This window comes from Streptomyces canus (assembly GCF_030816965.1).
GTDB classification, from domain to species: Bacteria; Actinomycetota; Actinomycetes; order Streptomycetales; family Streptomycetaceae; genus Streptomyces; species Streptomyces canus_E.
In genome coordinates, this window is record NZ_JAUSYQ010000002.1 from 10,055,495 (window position 1) to 10,070,269 (window position 14,775).

At 69.6% G+C, this 14,775-nt stretch carries 14 protein-coding genes, 1 tRNA gene and 1 pseudogene; 8 read left to right on the top strand and 8 right to left on the bottom strand.

Going from position 1 to position 14,775, the window contains the following annotated elements; translation table 11 throughout:
• The first annotated feature begins 24 nt into the window (after positions 1–24).
• Positions 25–342: a hypothetical protein gene (locus QF027_RS47060; RefSeq protein ID WP_123968380.1), complete on the top strand. Its 318-nt coding sequence runs from the start codon at positions 25–27 to the stop codon at positions 340–342.
• 1,239 nt (positions 343–1,581) lie between these two features.
• On the opposite strand, the gene QF027_RS47065 is transcribed toward QF027_RS47060, so the two are convergent.
• The 3 genes from QF027_RS47065 to QF027_RS47075 form a co-directional block, all read right to left on the bottom strand.
• Entirely contained in the window at positions 1,582–2,385 is an 804-nt protein-coding gene (locus QF027_RS47065; RefSeq protein WP_306972723.1) for a phosphatidate cytidylyltransferase, read from the bottom strand.
• Positions 2,382–4,160, bottom strand: a complete 1,779-nt coding sequence (locus QF027_RS47070; RefSeq protein ID WP_307081741.1) for a pyridoxal phosphate-dependent aminotransferase — start codon at positions 4,158–4,160, stop codon at positions 2,382–2,384. Before QF027_RS47070 ends, QF027_RS47065 begins: the two co-directional genes overlap by 4 nt.
• A 454-nt stretch (positions 4,161–4,614) precedes the next feature.
• Positions 4,615–5,226: a hypothetical protein gene (locus tag QF027_RS47075; RefSeq protein WP_307081744.1), complete on the bottom strand. Its 612-nt coding sequence runs from the start codon at positions 5,224–5,226 to the stop codon at positions 4,615–4,617.
• 419 nt (positions 5,227–5,645) lie between these two features.
• On the opposite strand from QF027_RS47075, the gene QF027_RS47080 reads away from it, so the two are divergent.
• From QF027_RS47080 to QF027_RS47095, 4 genes are all read left to right on the top strand, one after another.
• Positions 5,646–5,726, top strand: a tRNA-Ile gene (locus QF027_RS47080).
• A gap of 488 nt (positions 5,727–6,214) precedes the next feature.
• Positions 6,215–7,054 (top strand): COG4705 family protein, encoded by an 840-nt coding sequence (locus QF027_RS47085; protein ID WP_306972720.1) that lies wholly within the window; start codon positions 6,215–6,217, stop codon positions 7,052–7,054.
• A 152-nt stretch (positions 7,055–7,206) separates the two neighbouring features.
• Complete coding sequence (locus tag QF027_RS47090) at positions 7,207–7,665, top strand: hypothetical protein (RefSeq protein WP_307081745.1); 459 nt, start codon at positions 7,207–7,209, stop codon at positions 7,663–7,665.
• Positions 7,662–8,090 (top strand): hypothetical protein, encoded by a 429-nt coding sequence (locus QF027_RS47095; RefSeq protein WP_307081747.1) that lies wholly within the window; start codon positions 7,662–7,664, stop codon positions 8,088–8,090. The genes QF027_RS47090 and QF027_RS47095 overlap by 4 nt, the downstream gene beginning before the upstream one ends.
• 6 nt (positions 8,091–8,096) lie before the next feature.
• On the opposite strand, the gene QF027_RS47100 is transcribed toward QF027_RS47095, so the two are convergent.
• The 4 genes and pseudogenes from QF027_RS47100 to QF027_RS47115 form a co-directional block, all read right to left on the bottom strand.
• On the bottom strand, positions 8,097–9,473 hold the full coding sequence (locus QF027_RS47100) for a sensor histidine kinase (protein WP_307081749.1): 1,377 nt from the start codon (positions 9,471–9,473) through the stop codon (positions 8,097–8,099).
• Positions 9,470–10,132, bottom strand: a complete 663-nt coding sequence (locus tag QF027_RS47105) for a response regulator transcription factor (RefSeq protein WP_307081751.1) — start codon at positions 10,130–10,132, stop codon at positions 9,470–9,472. The genes QF027_RS47100 and QF027_RS47105 overlap by 4 nt, the downstream gene beginning before the upstream one ends.
• Positions 10,086–10,818: pseudogene (locus tag QF027_RS47110) on the bottom strand (phosphatase PAP2 family protein). The gene QF027_RS47105 and the pseudogene QF027_RS47110 overlap by 47 nt, the downstream one beginning before the upstream one ends.
• Complete coding sequence (locus QF027_RS47115) at positions 10,815–11,021, bottom strand: phosphatase PAP2 family protein (RefSeq protein WP_307082742.1); 207 nt, start codon at positions 11,019–11,021, stop codon at positions 10,815–10,817. The pseudogene QF027_RS47110 and the gene QF027_RS47115 overlap by 4 nt, the downstream one beginning before the upstream one ends.
• 106 nt (positions 11,022–11,127) lie before the next feature.
• Between QF027_RS47115 and QF027_RS47120 the strand changes: the two genes are divergently transcribed.
• The 3 genes from QF027_RS47120 to QF027_RS47130 all read left to right on the top strand — a co-directional run bounded on the left by QF027_RS47120 (position 11,128) and on the right by QF027_RS47130 (position 14,011).
• Positions 11,128–11,553: a BlaI/MecI/CopY family transcriptional regulator gene (locus QF027_RS47120; RefSeq protein ID WP_307081753.1), complete on the top strand. Its 426-nt coding sequence runs from the start codon at positions 11,128–11,130 to the stop codon at positions 11,551–11,553.
• Positions 11,528–12,565, top strand: coding sequence for a M56 family metallopeptidase (locus QF027_RS47125; protein WP_307081756.1), 1,038 nt, complete (start codon positions 11,528–11,530; stop codon positions 12,563–12,565). Before QF027_RS47120 ends, QF027_RS47125 begins: the two co-directional genes overlap by 26 nt.
• Positions 12,566–12,892: 327 nt before the next feature.
• A complete protein-coding gene (locus QF027_RS47130; protein WP_307081759.1) occupies positions 12,893–14,011 on the top strand; it encodes a substrate-binding domain-containing protein in 1,119 nt (372 codons plus the stop codon).
• Here QF027_RS47130 and QF027_RS47135 read toward each other — a convergent pair.
• On the bottom strand, positions 13,968–14,447 hold the full coding sequence (locus QF027_RS47135; RefSeq protein ID WP_307081761.1) for a MarR family winged helix-turn-helix transcriptional regulator: 480 nt from the start codon (positions 14,445–14,447) through the stop codon (positions 13,968–13,970). The genes QF027_RS47130 and QF027_RS47135 overlap by 44 nt on opposite strands.
• Positions 14,448–14,775 lie beyond the last annotated feature (328 nt).

The window sequence follows — 14,775 nt, forward strand, 5'->3', positions numbered from 1 at the left end:
GGGCAGGGAGCAAGGAGTGGGTCGATGGGGCAAAAGTATCTTCAGCGTTTCGTCTATGCCGAGGGCGTCACCAAGCCTGCACTCGATGAGGCGTGGGGCGAAGCCTTCAAGGCGTTCGCCCGGTCGGGCAACTGGGGCGACGTCGACAGCGGCATCGTGCACCACCAGACGTACGGCACCGGATGGGGCGGGTACGCGCTGATCGAAGTGGAGGACCCCGAGGCCTTCGGGCGCTACCAGATGTTCCACAACCAGACCTACGGCCACGTCGTCCACGTCACCTTCGAACCCCTGTGGGACATGGATCGGGCGTTCGAGGCGACCATCCGCGAGCTGAAGTGAATGTACGACGCAGACGGTGGTCCCTCCCCGGGTACAGGCGAGGGACCGCTGTGGAGTGCGTCAGCCGGTGAAGCCGGACTGGTGGCCGAGCTCGCCGGCCTCGGCGCCCCGTGTGGGATGCGGGGTGACAGCACTGCTTCCGCCTCGCCCAGGCACATGCCCAAGGCGATGAAGCGGTGCCGTCGGCATCCGGTGAAGTCCTGGTCCAGGGCGAGGACTTGGGCCGCTGGGCGCTGGGCCCGGACGTGCCGCCGCGGCCATCTCCTGGCTGCCTGGGTCCGGGAGGCCGAGACCAACGGATCAGGTCCAATCCAGGGCTTCGCCGGATTCCTGCGCCAGGACTGGGACGCCGTCCTCGCCGGGGCTCCGCCCCGACACCGGGGGGCGGAGCCTCTGCGCGTTGGAAGGGAGATCCGCTGTGGGCAGGTTCGAGACCTGCTCGCGAACTGGAGCGACAGTCCACCCTTGCCTTCGTTCCGGGCGCCAAGGGCCTCATTGAGGCCGCGTTGAGGCCGCAAGGACAGGAACAGACTGACAAGGGTTGCGAGGCATCAGCAGAGGTTTGCGGCCCTGACCTGCAGAAACGCCAAGAATGGGTGAAGAAACGCAAGGCCCGCCAAGATCCTCAAAGGACTCATAATCCGCCGGCCGTGGGTTCGAGTCCCACCCGCCCCACTTGAAACGTCGCCTGACCTGCGGAAGCGTTCCTCGTGAGGTGTTGGGGCATCAACTGCGGCTCAACGGACTGAATCCGCTGCGCGCGTCGTTGGAACCGCGCGTACGCCGCGCCGCTCGGATGGCCCCCAACCCCTTCTGACCTGCGGCGGAGTGGGCGGTCGAGATAGGCACCGGCTTCCGGGGCGTGCTGCCTTCGAGCTCGGAACGAAGGCTGAGGGACCAGGCGGGGACCAGGACGGCGCTGACGTGCCCGCGCCGACGGGGTCCCGGGAGCTGACCGCCCCGTTTTCGTTCGCCTGCTACGGAGGCATGGGGCTGTTGTCCGTGGCGCGGCCGGTCGAGTACCGGGCAGGCAGCGGAGGCGGCGCAGATGCCGGCGCGTCTGGCGCGTCGGCAGTGGATTGGACGACGCCGGCTGCTGCCTGAGCTGTGGACGGACTGCCGCCCACGCGCCGCTCGATCCTCGGCGTCGGCCAGGGAACGCATTCCTCAGTGAGGGTTCGCGCATCGGCGGCAGTCCGTCGTCACCGTGTCTGCTGCCCGGCCAGGACCATACGGGGATCAGCGCAGGACCAGCAGGACGGCCAGCGCGATGAGCAGCGAATCGATCCGGTCCAGCAAACCGCCGGAGCCGGGTAGCCAGCGGCCGGCGTCCTTCGTCTGTGCACCTCTTTTGATCATGGATTCGAGAAGGTCGCCGGCCGGGCCGCCGACCGCCACCGCCACCGCCATCGGCCAGCTCAGCGCGGACAGCACGGCGAGCACACCGAGGCCGGCCGCAGCCCCGGCCAGGGTGCCGCTCCACCGCTTGGCCGGTGACAGTGGGGACAGCCGCGGCCCGCCGAGCCCTCTACCGGCGAAGTACGCGATGATGTCGGCGACCGAGACCGCCACGAACAGCGCAAGCGCGCTCGCCCCGAGCGGCACCAGCGCGGCCAGCACACTCAGCCAGGCCAGCCCGAGCAGGCCGGCGCGGAGCCGGTGCAGGCCCTGGTCGGCGTCGCCGGTCAGGAGCGGCACTGCGGCCACCGCGAGCGCCCCGATCGCGACCACACGGAGCACCTGTCCGGGGGCCAACCAGGCGGCCAGTACCACGCCTGCCACCGCCGCGGCCAGCACAATCCGGTCCACCCAGCCCAGCCGCATCAGCCCGCCGAACTCCATGACGGCAATCACCCCGACCGCGATGGCGATGCCCGCGGCGCCCGGGCGGCCCAACCAGAACGCACCGGTGACCACTGGCACTCCGACCGCCCAGGCGCACCACCGGATCAGCAGCTCGCGGCGCCGGGACGCCGCCACCGCGATGCCGCCCAGTGCCAGCGCCCCACCGAGGTAGGGCGCCAGGGAAGCCACGGTGATCACCGTGCGGATCCGGCGGCGGGAACGCCCTCAGACATGGAAAGGAGCGAGGCCGAACTCGGCCGCAGTACGCCCAGGGCGGCCTGGAAGGCGGCCACAATGCGCGCGTTCTCGGCGGTGTCCTTGACCGCGATGCGCACCGTGCGCCCCTGGTACGCCGACGACAACGGCGACAGGTCGCGCAGGTACACGTCGTGGCGGCGGCACTCGTTCACCACTTGTGCGGCACTCGGCCCGCCGGACGGCAGGGTCACGGTGAGGAAGTTGGCCACGGCCTCTTCGACCATCAGGTCCTCGTCCAGCCCGGCCAGGTCGGCGGCCAGCTGCCGGCGCAGCGAGTGGGTGCGAAGCCAGCAGTCGCTGTAGTACGCCGGGTCCCGCAGGGCTGCCACTGCGGCCAGCTGCGCCGGGAGGCTGACCGGCCAGGGCGGCGTCCATCGGCGTAGCTGTGCCGCCGTGATCGGCTCGGCCACCAGATACGCGGCCCGCATACCGGATAGCGCATACATCTTCGACAATGAGGTGCAGACCACTACCCGCGGGTGCATCGCGGCGAGGCCCGCGAGCGATTCGGCCAGATCGACGTAGCCCAGGTAGGCCTCATCGATCCACCAGCGGGTTCGGGCCGGCGCGGCGGCGATCAGCGAGCGCAGCTCCGCCGCCGGTGCGTGGCGTCCGGTCGGGTTGTTCGGGTTGATCACCACCACGAGGTCGTAGCGGCCGGACCTGACGACAGCAGACAGCCGGTCCGGATCGATCCGCCAGCCGTCTTCGCGGCGCAACCGGAACCGGTCCACCCGGCACCCGATCACCCTCTCCGTGACGTGGGCGTACTCGCCGTAGCCGGGGTCTGTCAGAAGCACCCTGCTCTCAGGGGTCAGCCACTGGCCGAACGCCCTGTAGATCAGGTCGGACGAACCGGCGCCGACCGCGAGCGTCTCTGCCGGCAGCGCCCGGGCCGTGGCGATTTCCGCCAGCAGGCCCTCGGCGCTGGTCGGCGGCGAGGTCCGAGCGGCCCAGGCTGGATCTTCCGCGAGCGCCGCCCGCACCCCGGGGGCTGGTGGGAACCAGGCGTCCAGCACGTCGGCCGCGACTATCTGATGGCGCCGGTGCAGGCTGCGGAAGTCCGTGCCAATGGCGGTGAACGAGGCGCCGCCGTGTTCGCAGCCGTCCGGCCGGGGTGCGAACGGCACGTCCAGCCGCCAGTCCACCTCGGACCGCAGACGCTCCAACGTGGTGCCGTAACGGTCCATCGTGGCCTTCGTCAGCTCGGTCACGCTGCCGGTCAGCACCTCGAACGTCAACGCACCGCTGTGGACGGTACGGCCGACCGGGCGCAGGCCGGCGGCCAGGTACATGTTGAGCAGTTCGGTGCGCCCCATCGCCACCACCCGGCGACCGCCCCGGGCGGCGATCCAGCGCAGTGCCGCGTACATCAGCAGCGGTGCCGCCGCGGAGGCCCGCCAGCGCGGCTCGACGGTGAGGATACGCACCTCGAACAGATCGTCCTCGGTCAGCAACGGCAGCTCGTCGCGGGTCAGGTACTTGTCCAGTGCGAACAGCCCCAACCAGGGCGGAGTCAGGCTGACAAAGCCGATTCGGGTCGTGCCTCGCGCCGCGACCAGGTAGACGTTGTCGCCGTCCAGCCCGTCGCGAAGCCGCCCGGTCGGATCCGGCGCGTGCTGGCCCAACTCCTGCGCGTACACCCGGTGACGTAATTCGTGGATCCATGCAAGATCCTCCGGAGTGGCAACGCGCAGCTGCAGGTCGCGGCCCATGAGTACCTCTTTCGACGCAGGGTGGGACCCCAGCGTGGGGAACGCAGACCGGCCGCGCCAGTGCCAAGCGGCCCACTCCCCCTAAGCACGCGTACTCAGGCGCAGTCGCCCCCTGGGTGCTCCGTCCACGGAGGTCAGTGGTCGCGACTACCGAGGACGATCTTGGGTGTCCAGGCCATCGGCTGGACGAACACCGTCGCCGCAACCGACCACTACCAGTCACGCACCGACCACATCACCACACTTGTCGATCTTGCAGCCTTAGCCTCGGGCTTTCACGAAGAAGGCCGCCAGAGGGCTGACCAAATACGCGAGGGCGTCTCTGAGCTGGGACGATAGGGCTTGTTGAAGGTTATGTTTGCCACAAGAGAAAAGCGCCGGCTGTGCGGTGGTCTCGCATGCTGGGCGGTCCGGCTGATGGAGACGGTCCGCAGGCAGGTCCTCCGGGGCACGCTCAGGTGATGTCCGTGCCGTCCGTGTCGTACTGGACGGCCTTGCTGACATGCGGTTCGAAAGCCGTGAGAACGCTCCAGCTTGCGCCGCCGTCCAGTCGCTTCCAGGTGGTCACGGGGCGGGCGTCCATCGTCACCGTCGCGATGTTCCGGTCCGTCACGATTGAGATGTGTAGCCGCACCGGGTTGGCGGACGAACTCCCACAGACAACGGTGAGCTTGCCGTGCGTGAACTCCTCGACCTCGTCGATCCGGGGAGCCGGAACCTTCTTGAGGGCGCACAGCACGCTGTCGGTGAGCTGATAGGGAGTCGTGCCGGCGGGCACCGGGACACGGATCTCGGCGGTGCACGGCAGGGACGCGGCCTCGGCCATCAGCAGCAGCCCGTGCCGCGCGGCCGCGCGTCGGGCGTTCCACGTGTTCGACGTGGCGATTGCGACGGCGAGGATGGCTCCCGCCGCAAGGCCGAAGAGCGTTCCTTGGAGCAGCGAGCCCGCCCAGGTGCTCGTGTCCTCCGAAATGAGTACACCGGCCATGGCACCGCTGACGACGACGGCGACCAGGACGGTGGACACGGCGCTGCGCCGCACGGCCGCGAGCCAGTAGCTGAGCATGTTTGAGGTTCGCGGTTCCTGTGTGAGGGGTGGATCAGACTGGGTCGGTGCCCGGCAGCCCTGCGGGGCCCTCTTCGGGAATGTCCGAGGTTGGGCTAACCCCCACTTGGCCAGTGCCCGGGGATGATAGGGCCATCGAAGGTCCTGTTCGTTACAAGAGAAAGCACTCCCCGGGTGAAGAAGCGTATCGGGTCGTACCCGCGTGTCCGCGTTGAGGGCAGCGGTCGTGGAGTGGTCTCGCAGGCCGGGGCCGTGCTGCTGGTGGAGACGGTCCGCAAGGCGGGCCGAGTTGGTATCGGGCAAGGTCTCTCGGGGAGCGTCAGGGACCACGGAGGGACCGCAAGGACCGGAAACAACCGACAAGGACCGCGCAAGGACGACAGAGATGCACGCGCCTGACCTGCAAGTACGGCGTGAATGGGCAGGGATCGGCAAAGACCGCCAAGATCCTCAATGGACTCATAATCCGTCGGCCGTGGGTTCGAGTCCCACCCGCCCCACCTGCGCAGGCTTCTGACCTGCGGAAACGTCTCATCAGGGGTGCGGATTCAGGACTTTGGTGCAACGAGACCAAATCCGCTGCTCGTGACTTCAACTCTGGGGTCGCAGGCGTGAGTTTGAATCGCTCTGACCTGCTCTGACGTGATGGCTTGAGCGTTGCCGCACGTCTCCGTGGCCGACGTTTTCGAGGGCCTGGACGCGCGATTCTGGACGCTGGCTGGACGCGAGGAATCGCAAGTGCCGTCTGGTGATCTTCGAGTCGGCCTTCTGCCCGGGTGGCGTGTGGGTGCGGCGGGCCGCGCGAGAGGGCTGTGGCCGAGGCGAGCACCGGGATAACGGCCCGTACAGGAAACGGCCCAGCGCGCCCTTGCCTCATGCCGTGGCGTGCGCGCCCTTGTCGCGTTGTGACACGGCCAGGTAGCCGACGAATCCGATGACGCACGGCAGTCAGGATGCGTTCAGGTTTCCCGTGGCACGGTCGGGCCTCATGACATACGAGACCTCACAGACGCCCCCGCCCTCGGAGGCCGACCCCCAGGTGTCGCCCTCCGGTCGCCGACTGGGCTGGAACAAGGTGCCCGAAGTCACTGTCTACTTCTGGGTCATCAAGGTGCTGTGCACGACGGTCGGCGAGACCGCGGCCGACCTGCTCAACGAGAAGGCCGGTCTCGGCCTGACCGGTGTGTCGGTGCTGATGAGCGCCTTGCTGGCGGTCGTCCTGGTCGTGCAGTTCCGCACCACCGCCTACCGCGCGGGCGTGTACTGGACGGCCGTCGCCCTGATCAGCGTCGTGGGGACGCTGATCAGCGACAATCTCACCGACAATATGGGTGTACCGCTGGAGACCAGCACCACCGTCTTCGCGATCATCCTCGCGATCGTCTTCGTGGTCTGGTACCGGCGTGAGCGGACGCTGTCCATCCACCACATCGACACCGCGAGCCGCGAGGCCTACTACTGGCTCGCCGTCCTGTTCACCTTCGCCCTCGGCACCGCGGCCGGTGACCTGGTCTCCGAGCGCATGAACCTGGGCTACTGGCTGGCCGCGGTCCTGTTCGGCCTGGCCATCGCCGCGGTCGCCCTCGCCCACTTCAAGCTCGGCCTGGACGCGGTGTGGAGCTTCTGGATCGCCTACATCCTCACCCGCCCGCTCGGCGCGTCCATCGGCGACTACCTCTCCCAGCCCACCGGTGACGGCGGCCTGGGCCTGGGCACCGTCATCACCAGCGCGCTGTTCCTCACGGTCATCCTCGGCCTGGTCATCTACCTCTCGGTGACCCGAAAGGACGTGGCGCAGCCGCAGCACACCGCCCGACACGCGGCCTGAGCAGGCGCGCGGCAGTCGTTCAGGATGCGTTCAGGGTGACGCTGCCAGGGTCGGTTCCAGCGATCGCTCTTCGGAGTCGCCTGATCGCACAGGGTGCTTGTTCGCGTCGCGGGCGGGCGCCCTGCTGTTCGACCGCATGGGAGCCCCCCACCTTGCAGAAACCGGAAAGGCTCACCGACCTCGACGTGGCGACCACGACGAAGTCGGTCATGAAGAAACTCCCCGAGGTCACCCTGGCGTTCTGGATCATGAAGATCGCCGCGACCACCCTCGGCGAGACGGCCGGCGACCTCTTCGCACAGACCCTGAAACTCGGCTACTTCCTCACCACGATCGCCCTGTCCATGCTTTTCGTGGTGACACTGGTCGTCCAGCTCAGGGCCGCCAGTCACTACAACCCGTTCTTCTACTGGACCGTGATCCTGTCGACCAGCATGGCCGGCACCGATGTCCGACTTCATGAACCGCGACGCCAGCACCAAGTTCCTCTCCGGCGGAGCCACTTCGCTCGGCTGGGGCCCGCAGGGTCGGCCTGGGCCACCCCACCGGGGCGGCGATCCTCGTCTCGATCCTGCTGGTCATCTTCGCCGTCTGGAAGGCGACCGGGATGACCTTCCAGATCCGCGACATCGTCACCTTCCGCGGCGAGGCCCTGTTCTGGTCGGCGATCCTCGTCTCCAACACCCTCGGCACCTCCATGGGCGACTTCCTCTCCGACAGCTCCGGCCTCGGTTACGCCGGCGGCGCGCTGCTCGTGACGGGCGCACTGGCCGTCCTCGTCCTGCTGATGGAGGTGCCGGTCGTGCCGAACGTGCTGCTGTTCTGGGTCGCCTTCGTCCTCACCAGGCCCCTGGGAGCCACCGCCGGTGACCTCCTGACCAAGCCGGTCGCCAAGGGCGGCCTGGACCTCGGTACTGCGGGGTCTTCCGCCGTGCTGCTGGCCGTTCTGGTCGGGCTGATGGCGTACGCGCAGGTGCAGGAGCGCAGAACACCGCAGATGACGGAGCGGGAGCTGGTCGCTCGGCGGGCCGGCTGAGTCACGTCATCCGGCGGGCAGGTCGACCAGGAAACGTGCTCCGGGTGTGTGCTCGGGGTCGTGGGAGACCTCGCCGCCGACGGCGCGGGCCAGGCGTCGCGCGAGCGGCAGCCCCAGGCCCGCCCCGTCGTGCCCGTCACCGGAGTCCGCACGCCGGCCGGGCTGGAAGAGATCGTCGAGGAACACCTCCGGTACGCCAGGACCGTCGTCCGTGACGTCGATGCGGACGCCGCCGGGCAACTGCCTCGCGGACACGGTCACCGTGGAGCCGGCGTAGCGAACGGCATTGGCCAGCAGCGGGCTGACGATGCGTTCGAGAAGAGCGGAAGCGACGCCCGCTTCCATCTGCTGGTCCGGCACGTCGACGACGGTCTTCAGCTGCTTCCGTGCGTCGAGGTCCTCGACCAGCCGACGCAGCACGGGAGCGACAGCGGTGGCACCGACGGCCGTGGCGGTGTTCTGCGCGCTTTCGCGGGCGTCGTTCAACAGCGTGTCGCAGATGGTGCGCATGGACTGGGCGGCCTCCGCGATCACCTCGTGGGTGGCGTCGGTCTCGACGGCCGAGCGAGGGCGGGCCCGCCACCAGTCGAGCTCGACGACGATTCGGGTGAGCGGGGTGCGCAGTTCGTGGGACAGCTCGCCGGTCAGCTGCTGCTCGTGGCGCAGCACGGTGCGGATGCGGTCCAGCAGTGCGTCCAACGAGGTGCCCAGGCGGGCCAGTTCGTCCGGCTGGTCTGCCGCGCCGAAACGCTGATCGGAACCGACGGCGCTCCACTGGGTGGCCTGGTCGGTCATGGTGCGCACGGGGCGCAGCGCCCGTCCGACGGCCAGCCGCGTCAGCGCGTAGGTGCACGCGAGCATGACAGCGTCCAGGATCAGCGAGCCCGACAGCAGGGTGTCGGCGGAGCTGCGGTAAGGGGCGAGATCCGTGGCCGTGATGACGGTGGCGGTGCTGCGGAGGCGGGACACGGGTTGGGAACACAGGCGGACGAAACGGGGGTTGTCGGTTTGCAGGGTCGCGCAGACCGGGCTGCCCCGCGCGGCGAGCCGGTCGGCGGCCTGGGTGAGCGCACTGTCGGCCGTGGCGGACGGCGGTTTCTCCAGCAGGCGTGTTCCGGCGTAGATCCACACGTTCGCGTCGAGCAGGCTGTCGTTGACGGTCTCCAGGACCCGCACTCGGGGCCCGCTGGTGTCGACGGTGGTGGCGACGGCGGCGGCGCGGTTGCGTAGTTCGTCGTCAGCCTGGTGCTGCAGGTGCCGGTCCATCGCGCTGTTGAACACGACGGTCAGCACGGTCATCAGGAGCGCGGCGGTGGTCAGCGCCACGAGCGAGAGCCGACCGCGCAGCGTGCGGGGCGCCAGACGGCGCGCGAGCCGGTTCATGACAGCCGGTGCCCGATCCCGCGGGTCGTGGTAAGGCCGAGGCCGCTGCCCGCTTCGCGCAGCTTTCGGCGCAGTCGGCTCAGATACTGGTCGAGGGTGTTGTCGCTGACCTGGGCGCCGTCCGGCCAGGCGGCCCTGACCAGGTCACGGCGGGACACGAGGGTCCCGCCCGCGGCCATGAGCGTGGCCAGCAGACGGAACTCCGTGGGAGACAGGTCGACATGGACGTCGCCGACCTGCGCGCTGTGCCGGGTCGCGTCCAGGACCAGGTCTCCGGCGGTGGCCACCGCCGCGGGTGCGGCCCGTTTGAGTGCGGCCCTCAGCCGGGCGACGAGTTCGGCGAGATGGAACGGCTTGGGCAGATAGTCGTCGGCTCCGGCGGAGAACCCGGACAGACGGTCGGTGAGGTGATGGCGGGCTGTCAGGAAGATGATCGGGGCGGCGAACCCGCCCGCGCGCAGCGCCTGGCAGACGTCCCGGCCGTCCGCGTCGGGCAGCCCGACGTCCAGGACGACGGCCGCGATGTCGTCGGTGGCCAGCCGCAGGGCGGTGGCGCCGTCGGCGGCGGGCACGGGGTCGAAGTCCTCGTCGAGCAGGCCGCGACGCAGCACGTCACGCAGGGCGTGATCGTCCTCGACAACCAGGATCTTGTGGCGCATGGCCCTCCGTTGGATGGTCCGGCGCACGGGGCGTGCCGGAGACGAACGATGCGGGCAGCCACCGGATCATCGCGTACAGGCACACTCCGAGCCATCCGGTGGCGAAACAGCCAGCCGCCGATGACGTCGGTGAACCAGTGCACGCCGAGATAGACCCGGGACAGGCCCACCAGCACGCCCCAGCACCCGATGACGACCCGGAGTGGGGTGGCGCCGCGCGGGGCGCGCAGTGAGACCGCGACGATCAGCAGACCGGCAGTGAGGGCCGCTGTGGTGGTGTGTCCCGAGGGGAAAGCCCAACCGCCCGCGGACGCCGCCCAGCCGGCACGGGCGGGACGCGGCCGCTGGACGACTTCCATCACCCCGTAGCGCAGCGCCTGACCGGTTTCCAGACAGCCAAGGGCCAGTGCGGCGGCCCCCATCCGTCGCCGCACGGTTCGTCCCCCGACCATGCCGGCCAACGCGGCGAGGACGTAAGGGACGGCACCGCTGCCGGCATCGGTCACCCCTCGGGCCAGCGCCCCGGCGACGTCCGGCCGATGGGCGAGCGACCAGGCCAGGAGACCGTCGTCCGACCACAGCTGAGCGCCGTCCTGGCCGAGCACCACCATCGTGAGGACGCCGAACGCCACCCAAGCGCCGAGACCGACCGTCCCAGCCAGGTCGGCGGCGTCGCGCCGATTCATGAGGCGCTCAGCAGCCGGCGCAGGCGGCTGGAGCCGATCCACCGGTCCACCGATCGCGACCACCGTCGCAGCACGAGCATCGACATCAGTGCGACGAGGCCACCGACCAGCACGCCGGCCATGACGTCGTGCGGATAGTCCGCGCCGACCCACACCCGTGAGACTGCCATCGCCAGGGCCGCCACTGCCGCCACCGCCCCCAGCCGCGAGTTGTAGTAGTTCGCGGTTCGAAGCCCGGAGCATACCTCCTACAACTAGTAGTAGGTGGCCGGGTGGTCTGTGCGGACGGTCGGCGAACGGAGGCATGCGGTGGAGGAGCGAGAGGACGGCGGCGCCCGCGGGGCGTCCGGCAGGCGGGGCCGCGGCGAACTGGAGAGCGATGTCCTCGCCGCGCTCTGGGCCGCCGACGGCCCCCTGACCGCCGGCCAGGTCCGGGAGGCGCTGCCGGGCGACCTGGCCTACACGACCGTCCTGACCATCCTGTCCCGGCTGTACGACAAGGAGATGCTCGTCCGGCACCGCGAGGGCCGCGGCTACGCGTACGAGCCGGTGCGGGACGAGGCGTCGCACACCGCCCAGCGCATGCGGTCGCTGCTTGAGGGTGGTTCCGACCGCGAGGCGGTCCTGGCCCGCTTCGTCTCGGAACTGTCCGAGCAGGACGAGCATGTGTTGCATCAGCTCCTGTCCGGGCACGACGCTCGTACCGGAGATGATCGCTCAGCAGAGAGGGCGTAAAGCCGTGCTGTTCAGCGTCTACGTCCCCTTCGCAGTCACGGCTGTGCTCGCCGTGCTCGCGCCCCGACTGGCCCATGTGCTGCCCCCGCGCCGCGCTGCCTGGGCTCTGGCCTGCGCCGCGCTCGTGACGGCGATCGGCTGGGCAGGGGCACTTGCCTTGCTCGCCTTCACGGGCGTGGCACAGATTCCGGAAGTTGCGGAGAAAGGCCGCTGGTCGGTGGCCGCCCTGCAAGCCGAGGATCCCGTCTACCTCGTCGTCGCGGGAGGCAGCGCCCTGATGCTGGCCGTGGGCGTCGCCTCACTGGGCGTGGCCGCCGTGGGGCAGGCCCGCCTCTTCGTCCGGGCGCGGCGGGAGCGCGCCCGGCTGCCAGAGGAGACGGAGCTGGTCGTGGTCGACGACGACGTCCCGATGGCCTTCGCGTTGCCCGGGTCGCCGGGCCGGATCGTGGTCTCCCGGGGAATGCTGCGCTGTCTCACCGACCGCGAGCGCGAGGCCCTCCTCGCACACGAGCGTGCTCATCTGCGCTGCCGTCATCACCTCTTCCAGGTTCTGTGGCGGCTCACGGCGGCCTTGAACCCACTGCTGCGGCCGCTGGCCGTCGCGGGCGGCTTCGTCCTGGAACGCTGGGCCGACGAGGAGGCCGCGCAGCGCGTCGGCGACCGTAAGATCGTCGCGCACGCCGTCGGGCGCGCCGCGCTGGCATCCGCCGGTGCCTCATTCCCGGCCGCACTGGCCGCGACCGGCGGGGCGGTGCCGCAGCGGGTGCGCGCCCTACTGGCCCCGCCGCCCCCGCGCCGGAGCCTGCCCCTGGTCGCGGGCGGCCTCCTGCTCGCCGTGTGCTGCGCCAGCCTCGCCAACGCCGCATCCGACAGCGATCAGATGGTGGACAGCGCGCAGTGCGCGGCGTACGCCGCCACGGCGAGCACACCGTCGGCCGGAGAACACCGGCACGGGCCCGACTTCTGCTTCGGGGAACACGATCACCGGGAACTTCAGGAGCACCGCCCGTAACGAGGCGGCCGTGGACCTGTCGGCTACGCGTAATCAGGTCGCGAGCGGTCCGCAGCCGAACCAGTTCTTGCTGTCGCGGACGCCGGCCAGGACGAAGGAGTAGCCGCCGCCTGTGGGAGAGAGAGCCGACGAGGTTCGTCGATCAAGCGGGTGCGGGTGGCCTCGCACTGCCGCCGCACGTCCTGCTGGCAGCAGCGGCACACCAGGCCCATGTCGAGGTTGCTCCGCGCCCCGCTACGGAAGAGGACTTTCCCCTGCATCCCTACGAATCGGTCTCAATCCGGGTCAGTGCTTGGGTGCTGATGGTGCTGGGGCGATCATGTGCCCATGCACCGGCCGCTCAGCCTCCACCTCCCCGAGTGGTTCACGGCCGACGACTCGACCCTGAACGTTGCGCTCGTCTACCCGATGCAGGGGCCTGCCGGAATCTTCGGCCCGGCCTGCGAGGCATGCGCGCGGCTGGCCGCCGAGGAGGTCAACAAGGCGGGCGGGGTGCTGGGCAAGGAACTGCGGCTGCTGGAGGTGGACGGCGGGGCCGACCCGCACAAGGTCGCCGATGAGGTCGATGCCCTGGTGGCGACGGGTGTGGTGCACGGTGTGACCGGCTGGCACATCTCCTCGGTCCGGCAGGCGCTGGCACCGCGCATCGCCCACCGCGTGCCGTACGTCTACACCGCCCTGTACGAAGGCGGGGAGCACACCGACGGCGTCTTCATGACCAGCGAGACCCCCGACTGGCAGCTGCTGCCCGCCATGCGCCTCTTGGCCGAGACGCGGCGGGTGCGGCGGTGGTTCGTCGTCGGCAACAACTACGTCTGGCCCCGGCACACCGCCCGGGCCGCCCGCCGTTACGCCCGCGCCTGCGGGGGCGGGCAGGTCTGTGGCGAGGCGTACCTCCCGCTGGGCGCGGAGGACTTCCATGAGGTGCTGCGGCGCATCGAGCACACGGATGCGGACGGCGTGCTGATGCTGCTGGTCGGCAGTGACGCGGTGCGCTTCAACCGGGCCTTCGCCGCCTCCGGCCTCGATCAGCGGTGTCTCAGGCTGAGCACGCTGATGGACGAGAACATGCTGATGGCCAGCGGCCCGGAGGCGACCGGTGACCTGTTCAGCACGGCGGGCTTCTTCGCCTCGCTGGCCAACCAGGACACCTTGGACTTCCACGGCCAGTATGCCGGCCGCTTCGGATTCGAGGCCCCCGCTCCCGGCAGCCTCGGCGAGTCCTGTTACGAGGGAGTGCTGCTGCTTGCCTCGCTCATCGAGCGGGCCCGCACGCTGGACGTCTCAGCGATTTCGGCCGCCGCCGAGACCGTCTCCTACGAAGGGCCGCGCGGCCTGCTCCGCCTCCATGACCGGCATGTCCGCCAGCGCATCTACCTGGCGGAGGCCGACGGGCTCGACTTCAACGTCCTCGTCCAACTGCGCTCTCCGTACGATGTGTTGTGACCCTGGTCAGACCGGTGTCCCGGCTCTCCAGGGCCTCGGCCAGTCGTGCGAGCGGGCCGGCCAGCTCTTCGTCCGCCAGTAGTTGCTGCAGGTCCCCCCAGTCCGAACGCACTTCACGAACCAGGAGCTGCCAGCGTTGCTTGCCCCGCGGGGTGAGGTGGGCCAGGATGCGGCGCCGGTCGGCGGGGTCGACCCGGCGGAAGACCAGGTTCTGGTCGACGAGTTGGTCCACCAGCTTGGTGAGGCTCGGCGCCGGCAGGAACGCGCGGTCCGCCAGGGCCGTCATGTTGTGGCCCTGTCCGTCGGACAGCAGGTCGAGCACTCGCCACGCCTCCACGGAGCAGTCGAACTCGTCCAATACGGACTGCACTTGGCGTACGGCGAGACGTTCGGCCCGTGTCAGCAGGTAGAGCAGTTCCTGGGGCTGCCTCGCCATCGTGCTCCTCCGCTCGTACCGTCGGCCGGTGCCCAGAGCCTACCTGTGATCGCCCAGCCCTTGACAAGGGGAACCGGGAAAACTGATCCTTTCTGCAGGAAGCATTAATTGCCGCCACCGCGATGCCGTCAAGCAGGCATCTCCAGTGGCGGCTTCTGTGTTTTACCTCGAAATTTCACTTCCGCTGGAAACCATTCTTCAATTGCGGGGAAACGCACCGGAAACAGTTTCCTCGCAGGCTGTGGTCGCACTTCAGCGACCAGCCCGGACGCCACCCCGGAACGGCTGGGGAACCCGTGCGTCAACGCCGCCGCTTCTGAAGCGTGTC

Bases quoted from the DNA above. Each gene is read 5' to 3' on its own strand.
- QF027_RS47125 (WP_307081756.1), top strand. From the start codon at position 11,528: ATGATCGCTCAGCAGAGAGGGCGTAAAGCCGTGCTGTTCAGCGTCTAC.
- QF027_RS47130 (WP_307081759.1), top strand. From the start codon at position 12,893: ATGCACCGGCCGCTCAGCCTCCACCTCCCCGAGTGGTTCACGGCCGAC.
- QF027_RS47105 (WP_307081751.1), bottom strand. From the start codon at position 10,132: ATGCGCCACAAGATCCTGGTTGTCGAGGACGATCACGCCCTGCGTGAC.
- QF027_RS47135 (WP_307081761.1), bottom strand. From the start codon at position 14,447: ATGGCGAGGCAGCCCCAGGAACTGCTCTACCTGCTGACACGGGCCGAA.
- QF027_RS47085 (WP_306972720.1), top strand. From the start codon at position 6,215: ATGACATACGAGACCTCACAGACGCCCCCGCCCTCGGAGGCCGACCCC.
- QF027_RS47060 (WP_123968380.1), top strand. From the start codon at position 25: ATGGGGCAAAAGTATCTTCAGCGTTTCGTCTATGCCGAGGGCGTCACC.
- QF027_RS47100 (WP_307081749.1), bottom strand. From the start codon at position 9,473: ATGAACCGGCTCGCGCGCCGTCTGGCGCCCCGCACGCTGCGCGGTCGG.
- QF027_RS47095 (WP_307081747.1), top strand. From the start codon at position 7,662: ATGACCTTCCAGATCCGCGACATCGTCACCTTCCGCGGCGAGGCCCTG.
- QF027_RS47070 (WP_307081741.1), bottom strand. From the start codon at position 4,160: ATGGGCCGCGACCTGCAGCTGCGCGTTGCCACTCCGGAGGATCTTGCA.
- QF027_RS47075 (WP_307081744.1), bottom strand. From the start codon at position 5,226: ATGCTCAGCTACTGGCTCGCGGCCGTGCGGCGCAGCGCCGTGTCCACC.